Genomic DNA, 12,061 nt, shown 5'->3' on the forward strand with positions numbered 1-12,061 from the left:
ACTAGTTGCTAGTGTGTTTTTCTATCATCGAATTCATTGTGGCTATAACCGCCTCACAATTATCTTGATTACTAGCAAATGTGTGAGGCAAGGCAAATTGTTTAGCATCGTTGTCAAAATATTTGCCTGATGCATCTGCAAACTCTTCCGATAGCGCTGCTTTAACTAAAATTTCTGAGCCTATACTCAAATCGTTACCGGCCATTCCAAAGCCTTCTTTTACCATTTTTGACGCTAAAAGTGAGCCAGGGTTTACTGCGACAGAAACTTGCTTAGGTTTGAGCTGTGCTTGAAGCTGCTTAGACCAAATAGTAAGAGCAAGCTTACTTTGGGCGTAGGCTTGAAAATCGTCTTTCATTGCCACTTCGCCTTTCATAGCCTGTGTATTAACAGGGGCTTGGGCTGCCGATGAAAGATTCACGACTCTTCCATCATCACTTAATAGGGGCAATAAAGAATGGGTGATGATTGCCGGCGCAAAGCTATTAACCATAAAGCGTAAATCTAAGCCATCTTTGGTAATAGTTTGTGGCGTTTTTAATACCCCAGCGTTATTGATGATGACATCAAGGCTGCTATGTTCTTGCTTAACGGTATGGGTTAATTGTGTTATGTCATTAAAGTTAGATAAGTCAGCAAGGTAGATATCTATTAAAGCGTTTGGTGATTGTTGCTCTATTTGTTCAACAGCGGCCTGCAGCTTGCCTGTGTTACGGCCATGCATGAGTAAATGGTGACCTTTTGAGGCAAGGAGTTTTGCTGTTTCTAGTCCAATGCCGTCAGTTGCGCCAGTGATCAGTATTTTTTTCATCTTGATTCGTTCCTTACTTAAAAAGTGGCAAAAGCTGGTCTGCAATTCGTTGCAGAGTTTTGTTTATCGGCATTTGGTTAAAGCGTAAATTTAATGCCACATGGTTAACGCCTATGGTTTCTAAAGCCAACAAGTATTCTTTTAACGCCACTACACCACTTCTAAAGCCAAGGTGAATAGGCTCCATAGGGGCATTGTCATCATCTTGAATATCTATATACAAAGGTTGCATCACGGGTTTACTGACTTGCCCAAATTTACTGCTGAGTTGGCGCCAACGATTAATTATTTGTTCTTGAGTATGCAGTGTTCTGGGATAGGTGATAAAGCCATCTCCATTTTGGGTTAACCAAGTTTCATTTTGCTGGCTACTGCCAGTAATTAACATGGGAAAACGGCCATTTACGGGTTTAGGTAAAATATCTAAGTCATTTCCTAGTTCCCCGTACTGGTTGGTGAACTGGGAGGCGTTTTTCCAGCTCTTGCGTATGTACTCATAACTATCTCTAAAGCGACTACCTCTGTCATCAAAGGGGATGTTCATAGCGGGATATTCATCTGGCCTGTCACCTGAGGCAATGCCAAGGATAAGCCGCCCATTGGATAATTGGTCAACACTTGCTGCCGATTTAGCAACATGAGCCGGATGACGCAGTGGCAGCACCATACTGGCTACCCCTAAGGCTATCTTTGAGGTCATAGCAGACAAGACACCTAAATATACAAAAGGGTCATACACTTGTCCTGCGTCACCAAAAGACGGAACATTAAAAGGAACGTCTCGTAGCCATACAGCAGCAAACCCTAGCTTTTCAGCCAACTGAATACGTTCAATTTGCTGATGCATGGTAGGCACTGAACTATGGGCGTAATTCACTAGTGGCACAACTAATCCTAACGAGAGTTTGTTCTCATTAAAGGTGGCATTGTATCCGGCGTTAATTGATTGAAATGACATACTCATGTTTTCGCTTTGTAAGCAAGGGGCATAACTTGCCCCTTGTTAGATTTGGTATTAGATAGAAACCACAACTTTACCCATACCTTTTCCGCTCTCTAAACGAGCATGTGCATCGGCTACTTGCTCTAAGGAAAAGCTTTGCTCGTCTAACACTGGGGTAAGCTTTCCAGCTTCTGCAATGTCAGCTAGGGCCTTCAGAATAGTGTGGTGCTGCTGACGACCTTGGTTGTGCAACATTGGAATAAGCATAAACACAACATGAAGAGAAAGCCCTTTAAAGTGAGCTGTTGATAAATCTAGACTTACCATAGACACAGTAGAGGCTACATGACCATTTAGCTTGGCAGCTTCAAATGAATTTGTCATGTTGAGTCCGCCCACAGAATCAAATACCAAATCAAACCCAGCGCCTTGTGTGTGCTGGTTAACATAATCACTAACTGATTCTGTTTTGTAGTTTATAGCCGTAGCTCCAAGTTGCTCGATAAGTGCTAACTGATTGTCTCCACCACCCGTCGAAAAGGTTTGTGCGCCAAAATAATTAGCAAGCTGAATGGCAATATGACCTACGCCACCGGAGCCACCGTGCACTAAAACTTTTTGACCTTGACTTATGCCAGCACGCTGCAAGCCTTCATAGGCGGTTATGCCTACTAAGGGGATGGCAGCACTTTGCTCCATAGTTAAGTTTTTAGGCTTTAAAGCAATTAAATTAGCATCGGCTACTATATATTCGGCTAATGTGCCTGGTAAGTCTGCTAGTCCGCCAGCACAACCATATACCTCATCACCAATTTTGTAATCACTTACGTCTTCACCTATAGCTTCTACTACACCGGCAAAGTCCATACCCAAGATAGCAGGGGCTGGTGGCGATAAAGGTAAATCAGGTCCCATTTGTCTGATCATGGTATCAACTGTGTTAACACTTGTTGCTTTAATATTCACCAGTACGTGGCCTGCTTTTACCGCTGGCTTTGCTACGTCGGCTAATTCGAATACATCACTATTACCAAATTCTTTAACTATCATTGCTTTCATTTTTTACGTCCTGCTTAGTGGAGTTCGTTTAAGTGAAGCCAGTATAGTTATTGTTATAATATTTGATAATTGCTATCTTTATTGAATGACTATATAGATTTTGTTGATAATGGGTGGTTAATGAATATAGAGCATCTCAGGCTATTTGTGCGCATTGCGGCTACACACAATATTAGTTTGGCTGGCTCTGAACTGGGGCTATCGCCCGCTGTGGCCAGTGCTCATATTAATAAACTTGAAGAAAATTTAGGGGTTCGTCTTATCCATAGAACTACCCGAAAAGTGTCGTTGACTGAAGATGGCCAAGCGTTTTTACACCATGCAGAAGATGTGCTCGACAGTGTTGAAGCCGCCCGAGCATCGGTTGGGGCAGGGAGTTTATCCCCAAGTGGCACCTTGCGTATTGCTGCCCCTGCCTCATTTGGCAGAATGCATCTTTTACCTGCCTTAAGTGATTTTTTAGACGCTAATCCTCAGTTAAAGGTGGACTTAAAGCTATCTGATAGCATTGTAGATTTAGTCGAAGGGGGCTTTGATATTGCGGTGCGTAATTCAGGCTTAAAAGACTCAAGTCTAATTGCTAGAAGGTTAGCACCTGATAAACGCATTTTATGTGCCTCTCCTGACTTTTTAGCCAATTATGGTGCGCCTGATACCCCTCAAGATTTAGTTAACTTTAATTGTATCTCTTTGATGGGGTTAGATACTTGGCGCTTCAAAGACGGCAACAATATTATTTCTGTGAAGGCCAAGGGATCCTTTTCAACCGATAACGGTGAGGCCATACGGGATGCTTGTACTAACGGCATGGGGATCACTATTAATTCAACTTGGAGTGCCTATAAGCAGTTGCAAAGTGGTGAACTAGTTGAGGTATTGCCTAACTACCCTTTAGTTGCGAACACAGCAATTTGGGCGGTGTACCCTAGTTCTAGAATGTTGGCTCCTAAAGTCAGAGCTTTTATTGATTATTACCTAGAGTTTTTTGGTGATAGCCCTTATTGGGATGAGTAACCTTAATTTACGCATTTATTCGGTTTTAAAACTATTCGCGGCACCGTAAACTAGCGCCAGTTTTATTTTTACTAACAGCCTATGCCAACTTTAGCCACCCTAGCCGTATTTATTCCCACTATGTTCTTTATCTCAATTACCCCAGGTATGTGTATGACCTTGGCGATGACATTGGGCTTAAAAATTGGCCTGCGTAGAACACTATGGATGATGCTTGGAGAGGTATTCGGCGTTGCGGTTGTTGCAGTATCGGCCGTGATGGGGGCTGCGGCCATTATGTTGAGTTATCCGGCATTATTTACTTGGTTTAAGTGGATAGGGGGGATATACCTGATGTATTTAGGGTGCAAAATGTATTGGTCGGGTAGTCACCTAAGCTTGAACGCTGAGGCAGATGTAACCCTAAGCCGTTTTGCTTTAATGTCGCAAGGTTTTGTAACTGCCATTGCCAACCCTAAGGGGTGGGCATTTATGTTATCTATTTTGCCGCCTTTTATTGATACTAGTCGCTCTATTTATTGGCAACTTTTAGCGCTGGTGGCGGTTATTATGCTTAGTGAGTTTGTGTGTATGCTCATCTATGCCTCAGGCGGTAAAGGCTTAAAGCGCCTACTTAACCGAGGTAACAACATACGCTGGATGAATGCTATTTCTGGCACCTTGTTAATTGGTGTGGGCATTTGGCTAGCCTTGAGCTAGCTACTTTCTAGCCCCTAGGATATTTGATTTATAGCTGTTAAGAATTTGGAGAAAACATGACTACTATTGGTGTGGGTACCCAGTCACCAGAACAAGCGTTAGCTGGCTTAACTGATATGACAGCTAACCTTAGGCCTATTGAGCCAAAGGAGCACCTAGAACGAATGGCCAAGGCTCAAGCTTATATGCTGGCTCATAATATTGATGCTATTTATCTAAACGCTGGAACCAACCTTACATATTTTACCGGTATGAAATGGCACGCTAGCGAACGCATGGTAGGGGCTATTTTACCTGCAAAAGGGAGCATACAATACATAGCTCCTTATTTTGAAATAGGCAGTTTGAACGGATTCAAAGTCATAGACGGCCCCATTCACGGCTGGCAAGAGCATGAAAACCCTTATCGTTTATTTGTTGACGTTTTAAAGCAATTAAACATAGCGAATACCGCCACTATCGGCATTGATGAAAGCGCGCAGTTTTTTATATTCGACGGCATCAATAAAGCGCAAACTGGCTTAAATATTATTAACGCAAAAGAAGTCACAGCCCACTGCAGAATGCATAAGTCAGATAACGAAATAGCCCTTATGCAAGCTGCCATGAATATGACGTTGGCTGTACATCGAGCTACCGCAAGCATGTTACATGCGGGTATCACCACCACAGAGGTCGAAGCTTTTATCAAGCAAGCCCACCAAAAAGTGGGCGCACCTGGTAATTACTTTTGTATTGTACTTTTTGGCGTGGCGACATCATTCCCCCATGGAGTAAAAGATCCGCAAACGCTAAAAGCTGGAGATGTAGTGTTAATCGATACTGGCTGTAAAATACACGACTATATATCAGACATTACCCGCACTTACGTATTTGGCGAGCCAACAGCTAGGCAAAGACAGTTTTGGGACGCTGAAAAAGCCGCGCAACAAGCAGCCTTTAACGCCGCTAAAATTGGTGAACCTTGTGAAAATCTGGATAAAGCTGCCCGCCAATACCTAGCCACACAAGGTTTAGGCCCAGAATATCAAACACCAGGTTGCCCCCATCGCACCGGCCACGGCATTGGGTTAGACATTCACGAATGGCCTTATTTAGTTGGCGGTAATAAAACACCACTCGCTAAAGGCATGTGTTTTAGTAACGAGCCAATGCTAGTAATACCCGATGAATTTGGCATTCGCTTAGAAGACCACTTTTACATGACTGACAAAGGCCCACGCTGGTTTACCGAGCCCAGCGAAAGCATAGATAACCCCTTTGGGTTGTAATGGGCAAAACAGTAGACACACTGAAATTAAAACCAATAAAAAACCCGCATAAAGCGGGTTTTTTATTATTTCAAAGCAAAGCTTTGAGTGAAGCGTGATGTTTTACGCAGAATAAAACGTTTAGTACAAGGCGTTATGAGCGTAGCGTACGTTTGTACGTGAGCCAAATAACAACGCCAAAATCAACGTTTTAGACTAGTAAAATTACATCATTCCACCCATGCCGCCCATTCCACCCATGCCGCCCATATCAGGCATTGCAGGTGCTGCTGAGTCGTCAGCTGGTGCATCGGCAATCATAGCTTCTGTGGTGATCATCAAGCTTGCGATTGATGCTGCAAATTGTAGTGCAGAACGAGTTACTTTAGTTGGATCTAGGATACCCATTTCGATCATGTCGCCGTATGTGTCGTTACCAGCGTTGTAACCGAAGTTAGCTTCACCATTTTTAACAGCGTTAGTCACTACTGATGCTTCAGCACCGGCGTTAGCTGCGATTTGACGAAGTGGGGCTTCCATTGCACGTAGTGCTAATTTGATACCGTGAGTTTGGTCTTCGTTTTCACCTGTTAGGTTGCTAACTTTAGACGCTGCGCGAACTAGAGCTACACCACCACCGGCAACTACGCCTTCTTCTACGGCAGCACGTGTTGCGTGAAGTGCATCTTCAACACGGTCTTTTTTCTCTTTCATTTCAACTTCGGTAGCTGCACCAACTTTGATTACTGCAACACCGCCAGCTAGTTTAGCTAGACGCTCTTGAAGTTTTTCTTTGTCGTAGTCAGAAGTAGATTCTTCGATTTGTGCACGGATTTGCGCAACACGACCTTGAATAGCTTCTTCTTCGCCAGCACCGTCAACAACAGTGGTGTTGTCTTTGTTGATAACAACGCGCTTAGCTGTACCTAGGTCTTCTAGTGTTACTTTTTCAAGCTCTAGACCGATTTCTTCAGAAATCACAGTACCACCAGTTAGTGTAGCGATGTCTTGAAGCATAGCTTTACGACGGTCACCAAAACCAGGTGCTTTAACTGCCGCTACTTTTACGATGCCGCGCATGTTGTTTACTACTAGTGTAGCTAGTGCTTCACCTTCAACGTCTTCAGCAATAATTAACAAAGGCTTAGAGGCTTTTGCTACGGCTTCAAGGGTTGGAAGTAATTCACGGATGTTAGATACTTTTTTGTCAACCAATAGGATGAATGGGCTGTCTAATTCAACTGTGCCGTTTTCTTGGTTGTTCATGAAGTAAGGAGATAAGTAACCACGGTCGAATTGCATACCTTCTACAACGTCTAATTCGTTTTGTAGAGATTGGCCTTCTTCAACTGTGATAACACCTTCTTTACCAACTTTGTCCATTGCTTCAGCGATAAGGTCGCCTACTTCTGAATCAGAGTTAGCAGAGATAGTTCCTACTTGTGCGATTGCTTTGCTGTCGGCACAAGGAACAGATAGTGCTTTAAGTTCTTCAACTGCAGCAACCACTGCTTTGTCGATACCGCGCTTAAGATCCATTGGGTTCATACCAGCAGCAACTGATTTTAAACCTTCAGTTACGATTGCTTGGGCAAGTACAGTTGCAGTAGTCGTTCCGTCACCGGCTTCGTCATTTGCTTTAGACGCTACTTCTTTAACCATTTGTGCGCCCATGTTTTCGAATTTATCTTCTAATTCGATTTCTTTGGCTACTGATACACCATCTTTAGTGATGGTAGGTGCACCGAATGATTTGTCTAAAACTACGTTACGGCCTTTAGGACCAAGTGTTACTTTTACTGCGTTAGCTAGAACGTTGACGCCTGCAAGCATTTTTACGCGTGCGTCATCAGAAAAACGTACTTCTTTAGCTGCCATGATAATTATTCCTCTAAAATTCTGTTAATGGATTGGATTTATTCAACTACTGCTAAGATGTCGCTTTCACCTAGGATAAGCACTTCTTCGCCGTCTAGTTTTTCAGTTTTTACGCCATATCCATCGTTGAAAATTACGATGTCGCCGATTTTTACGTCAACAGCTTTTAGTTCGCCGTTGTCTAGTACTCGACCATTACCTACTGCTACGACTTCGCCGCGAGTAGATTTTTCTGCTGCAGAGCCTGTTAATACAATGCCACCTGCAGATTTGCTTTCTTGTTCCTGACGCTTAACGATAACGCGATCGTTTAAAGGACGAATTGCCATTTTCAAATCTCCTGAAAATTCCAATGTTAATGGTGTTTATTGCCTAAGTATTCTAGGCGGTTATTGGATGGCTGAAGCTTTCACCCATCCAGAATTCTATGATTAGAACTGTGTTCTGCGTCCAGAGATGGGGTTGGCCATTTTTATCTCAAGGGTATTGAAAGAAATTTGTTAGAAAATTTGCTGTTTATTTTTGTTATAACAACGCAAAATCCTATAAGTGTCGTATCTCTGTTGCTAATTTTTGGGTTTCCATTTTGAAGTACGCTGATTTTTAGTGGCAGGGGTAAGTGGATCAAATTATTAAAAATAAGAAACAAAATGAAGATTTCGACTCGCTATTTATTGTTAGTACTCGCGTTACTCCCTTTAGGGGCCATCGCCCAAGAAGACATCACGTTAGAAGATGACATGCGCCCAGTGTGGGAGGGAGGTGCGTTTTTAGGTGTGTTCAATAACCCAGAATATCCAGCGTCGAATCAGAGCAACACAAATGTGGTGCCTGTTCCCTATTTTATATACAGAGGCGAAACCCTACGGGTAGGTGATGGTTCTATCGCAAGAGCGGTAGCGCTAGATAAAAGTTGGTACGAATTAGATCTTTCTTTGGCAGCTTCATTTGGAGCTAACTCCGAAGATAACGACGCAAGAGTGGGTATGCCTGACTTAGATTTTAATTTTGAGCTGGGTCCTCAGTTGAAATTACGATTGTCAAAGTTTGAGTTTGACCGCCATGGTAAGGGCGAGCTGTTTCTAAATTTGCAAACCCGTGCTGTGTTTTCAACGGACTTTTCGGGAATTGACCATAGAGGTTATGTGTTTCAGCCTGATTTACGATATCGGCAACGGGGCTGGCTTAGCGAAAAAACGGCTTTGTCTATTAGCTTGTCGCCTACTTGGGCTTCGGAAAAATTACACGATTACTTTTATCAAGTTGATCAAGAATTTGTCACCGCACAGCGTAATCAGTACGACGCCAAAGCAGGGTACTTAGGTACGCGCTTATTAGTAAGTGTGTCCTTTAATGCGACCGATGATTTAAGAGTATTTTTAGGGGCGAGTACTTCTGTTCATAGTGGCGCAGCTAATGAAGATAGTCCTTTATTTATAGACAATAGCACCTATTCAATTGGAGTGGGTATGGTTTGGCAGCTGTGGGAGAGCGAGCAAAAAGTCTCGGGCAGATAGTCACCTTAAATACTTATTGTACGTTTGATGCTTGTAAACTCTGCATTCAGCCCCATTCATTAATGTAAGACAAAGTTGTTAATTTTAACTTATGAAAAATAGTATTAAAGTAAAATTAATTGAAACTTACTGATAATTGATCTGTCTCAATTTTTAACCACAAAATGTAAGAACAAACCATGAGAACTACAACTAACACTTCAAGTATGACTAGGCCGCTATTTAGCGTGCTAGTGATGTACTTGATTTGCATGTTCTCTACAAATAGCTTTGCGCAAAGTGAAAGTTATTTTGATGGAATTACGTCTAACCTAACCGCTGAATTTACTGATGTGGGCGTTGTATTTGATGACGACGACACCCCTGATGTATCTCTTCCTTATACTGGTGTTGCTAGCTTTACTGCCCTTAGTCAAAAGAAACAGGGTGATACTTGTGATGCAGCGCTTTGTCATTATGACTACTTTGTTAACCCTAGAGCTCCACCTTTAAATTAAAAAATCCTATTACACCGTTACTTTATTTTTTAATTTTAGCTCTAAGGAGTTCGCACTATGTCGACTTTCAAAAATTTACCTATTAGCAATTTAGACGGCTATGAAATTAGCCACAGATCTTTAAATATACCTTTACAGTTAGACAGCCCAGCTATCGAGATTATGGCTAGTTTTGCTAATAACACCGCGCTTATTTTATTCGATGATATGACCATTCAAGAGGCGACAGGGTTACTTAAAAATACCCACATGAGCAAAGCCTTGGTAAGAAATGATCAAGAACAATTTGTAGGTATAGTTACTTTGGCTGATTTACAAAGCTCTCGTGTGCTGAGCATAGCAAATCAACTAAACCTTCACCGAGAAGACTTAACGGTTTCACACTTAATGACACCTAAAGCTGCATGTACAGCAATACAACTGCAGCATGTTATTAATTCAAAAATTGGTGATGTTTTAGAAACCATGCGAGCGGTTGGTACGCTGTATTTATTAGTTATTTCAGAAGCCAATAAGGAAATTATTGGGATGATTTCGGCGATTGATATAGCTAAAACTTTGCATATGCCAGTTCAAATTACCCCTAAACCTCAAAACTTTAAAGAGGTCATGTTAGCTGTAGCCGGTAGCCGGTAAATAAAACCCTCCCTGTGTTCTTAAGCTTAGTTTGAACACAGGGGTGTAATTGGGGCCTTAACTGCTGGCCTCAATAATACGCAACCAGTTCTTCCAAATATTCAGTTCAGTTAATGCCAGTTTAATACACACCAATAATGGGACTGATATCAATACACCAACTATGCCCCACAACCAGCCACAAATAAGTAGCCAAACCATAATAACAAGTGGATTAATAAGCATATTTTTGCCCATTACTGTGGGTGTGATGATTTGCGATTCTATAAAGTTAAGCACAAGATAAGCGCCTAGCGGCATTAACACTATTGGTGTTACGCCGTATTGCACTATACCCGCCAGTGACAAAATGATTAAACCTATTACAGAACCTGCATAAGGAATAAAATTTAGTAAGCCTACAATTACGCCCCATAACAAGGCATCTTCTAAACCAATAAAGTACAAGGCGCATGCCGTTGATAGTCCTAGCCCTAAATTAATAGCACTGGCGGTGATTATGTATTTAGATAATTGCTTTTGCGTCATAGTAACTAAACGCTTGGCTTTATCCCTTTGTTCGTCCGTTGGCATTTCTCTAATAAAGGCTTTAAAAAGGCTAGGCCCAAAAATAAGCAGAAATAATATTAAGATCACACATCCCAATAGCTGAGCAAAAAATACTGGGGCGGCACCAAGTGTGTCTATCAACAGCTCTGTGCCATTTTGTTTAATGCGGTCTGTAACTAGGCTACTGGTGTTGTTCTTAACTGGTTGCTCTGGTGGTTTTCGAGAGAACCAGTTAAATAAACTAAATCGGTCTTGACTAGCACGCTGCTGGGCTGCCTCTTCTTCAAATGCATCGCTTAAAGACTCAACTTGCTCTGTGACTTGTGAGGAAAGTTTGGGAATAAGCTTAGCCCATTTTTGTGCGGGTTCTATCAACTCCATTCCCACTAAAGTAAATGGGGTAGCAAGGGCTAATAAAAGTGCAATGGATGATATAGCTGGAGGAACATGGAACCTCTGTAAAATTGATACCAATGGAGAAAGTAGTAAAGCAACCAATATAGCTAACACTAGGGGAATGATGAGGGTTTGAGCGAAGTAAAGCGTATAGATTATTGCTAATACGAGTATCCATTGAATGCTGGGGACATCAATTAACCTAGCGCTATTTGAGCTTTTATCGTTTTGATCACTGTTTGTTGTTTCTTGCATGCTAGTTTTATGTTCCGAAAAGGCTAGTGGCTTAACCCAGAGCACTGGGCCATACCAAGCTAAAACTACAGGTTAAATGTTAAAAAGCAATCATTTGGGAGCACTTGTTAATGACGATTTCAATTTTCAAAATTACGCTTTGTAAAGATAGTAACTACACCTAAAACTGCATCTGAGCCATAAAGTGCTGAAGCCCCTACAGAAATGACCTCAATTCTTTCAACAAATGCATCAGGAATAGTAGATAGGCTAACTGTGCTACCAGTTGAGGTGTTACCTACTGTTCTTCTATCGTCGATAAGAGGTAGTGTTCTTTCTGAACAATATTTCTTGAAGAGATAGATGTAAGTTCGCTGTCTTGGGCGCTACTCTGTGATGCTTCAGTTGTGATGCCGGACTTACAGCTGGGATTTCTGTAATAGCTTCGCTAAGCTCGTTTGCACCAATCGCTTCTAAATCATCTATGGTGAGAGATTGAGCTGGTACAGGGAAAGAAAATTGGGTTCTTTATACTCTAGAACCTGTCACCTCAATATTTTCAGTACTTCCTACTTCTT

General features: G+C 42.0%; 13 protein-coding genes. 6 read left to right on the plus strand and 7 right to left on the minus strand.

The annotated features are described in order from the left end of the window. Position 1: 1 nt before the first annotated feature. The 3 genes from ACMUMK_RS02135 to ACMUMK_RS02145 are packed head-to-tail and all read right to left on the minus strand — an operon-like array spanning position 2 to position 2,813. A complete protein-coding gene (locus ACMUMK_RS02135) occupies positions 2-811 on the minus strand; it encodes an SDR family NAD(P)-dependent oxidoreductase (protein WP_414699481.1) in 810 nt (269 codons plus the stop codon). A 13-nt stretch (positions 812-824) separates the two neighbouring features. Then, entirely contained in the window at positions 825-1,775 is a 951-nt protein-coding gene (locus ACMUMK_RS02140; RefSeq protein WP_414699482.1) for an LLM class oxidoreductase, read from the minus strand. Positions 1,776-1,826: 51 nt separating this feature from the next. Then, positions 1,827-2,813: a zinc-dependent alcohol dehydrogenase family protein gene (locus ACMUMK_RS02145; protein ID WP_414699483.1), complete on the minus strand. Its 987-nt coding sequence runs from the start codon at positions 2,811-2,813 to the stop codon at positions 1,827-1,829. A 120-nt stretch (positions 2,814-2,933) separates the two neighbouring features. Here ACMUMK_RS02145 and ACMUMK_RS02150 point away from each other — a divergent pair, with 120 nt between their 5' ends. From ACMUMK_RS02150 to ACMUMK_RS02160, 3 genes are all read left to right on the plus strand, one after another. Then, entirely contained in the window at positions 2,934-3,827 is an 894-nt protein-coding gene (locus tag ACMUMK_RS02150; RefSeq protein ID WP_414699484.1) for a LysR family transcriptional regulator, read from the plus strand. Between the two features lie 81 nt (positions 3,828-3,908). After that, positions 3,909-4,526: a LysE family translocator gene (locus ACMUMK_RS02155; protein ID WP_414699485.1), complete on the plus strand. Its 618-nt coding sequence runs from the start codon at positions 3,909-3,911 to the stop codon at positions 4,524-4,526. Positions 4,527-4,582: 56 nt separating this feature from the next. After that, on the plus strand, positions 4,583-5,797 hold the full coding sequence (locus ACMUMK_RS02160) for a M24 family metallopeptidase (protein ID WP_414699486.1): 1,215 nt from the start codon (positions 4,583-4,585) through the stop codon (positions 5,795-5,797). A 204-nt stretch (positions 5,798-6,001) separates the two neighbouring features. On the opposite strand, the gene groL is transcribed toward ACMUMK_RS02160, so the two are convergent. Next, positions 6,002-7,654, minus strand: a complete 1,653-nt coding sequence (groL, locus tag ACMUMK_RS02165; RefSeq protein WP_414699487.1) for a chaperonin GroEL — start codon at positions 7,652-7,654, stop codon at positions 6,002-6,004. A gap of 38 nt (positions 7,655-7,692) precedes the next feature. Then, complete coding sequence (locus tag ACMUMK_RS02170; RefSeq protein ID WP_348112635.1) at positions 7,693-7,983, minus strand: co-chaperone GroES; 291 nt, start codon at positions 7,981-7,983, stop codon at positions 7,693-7,695. Between the two features lie 321 nt (positions 7,984-8,304). On the opposite strand from ACMUMK_RS02170, the gene ACMUMK_RS02175 reads away from it, so the two are divergent. The 3 genes from ACMUMK_RS02175 (at position 8,305) to ACMUMK_RS02185 (ending at position 10,304) form a co-directional block, all read left to right on the plus strand. Further along, positions 8,305-9,171: a MipA/OmpV family protein gene (locus ACMUMK_RS02175; RefSeq protein ID WP_414699488.1), complete on the plus strand. Its 867-nt coding sequence runs from the start codon at positions 8,305-8,307 to the stop codon at positions 9,169-9,171. A gap of 179 nt (positions 9,172-9,350) precedes the next feature. Further along, positions 9,351-9,668 carry a hypothetical protein gene (locus ACMUMK_RS02180; protein ID WP_414699489.1) on the plus strand — a complete coding sequence of 106 codons (318 nt, stop codon included), beginning with the start codon at positions 9,351-9,353 and terminating at the stop codon, positions 9,666-9,668. Positions 9,669-9,725: 57 nt separating this feature from the next. Then, the gene (locus ACMUMK_RS02185; RefSeq protein WP_414699490.1) at positions 9,726-10,304 is read left to right on the plus strand and encodes a CBS domain-containing protein; all 579 of its coding nucleotides are present in this window, start codon (positions 9,726-9,728) and stop codon (positions 10,302-10,304) included. Positions 10,305-10,361: 57 nt separating this feature from the next. Here ACMUMK_RS02185 and ACMUMK_RS02190 read toward each other — a convergent pair whose 3' ends face one another. After that, positions 10,362-11,504: an AI-2E family transporter gene (locus ACMUMK_RS02190; protein ID WP_414699491.1), complete on the minus strand. Its 1,143-nt coding sequence runs from the start codon at positions 11,502-11,504 to the stop codon at positions 10,362-10,364. A gap of 119 nt (positions 11,505-11,623) precedes the next feature. Continuing rightward, the gene (locus ACMUMK_RS02195) at positions 11,624-11,848 is read right to left on the minus strand and encodes a TonB-dependent receptor plug domain-containing protein (RefSeq protein ID WP_414700312.1); all 225 of its coding nucleotides are present in this window, start codon (positions 11,846-11,848) and stop codon (positions 11,624-11,626) included. Between the last annotated feature and the right edge of the window lie 213 nt (positions 11,849-12,061).

It is taken from the genome of Paraglaciecola sp. 2405UD69-4 (assembly GCF_047525415.1).
GTDB lineage: Bacteria > Pseudomonadota > Gammaproteobacteria > Enterobacterales > Alteromonadaceae > Paraglaciecola.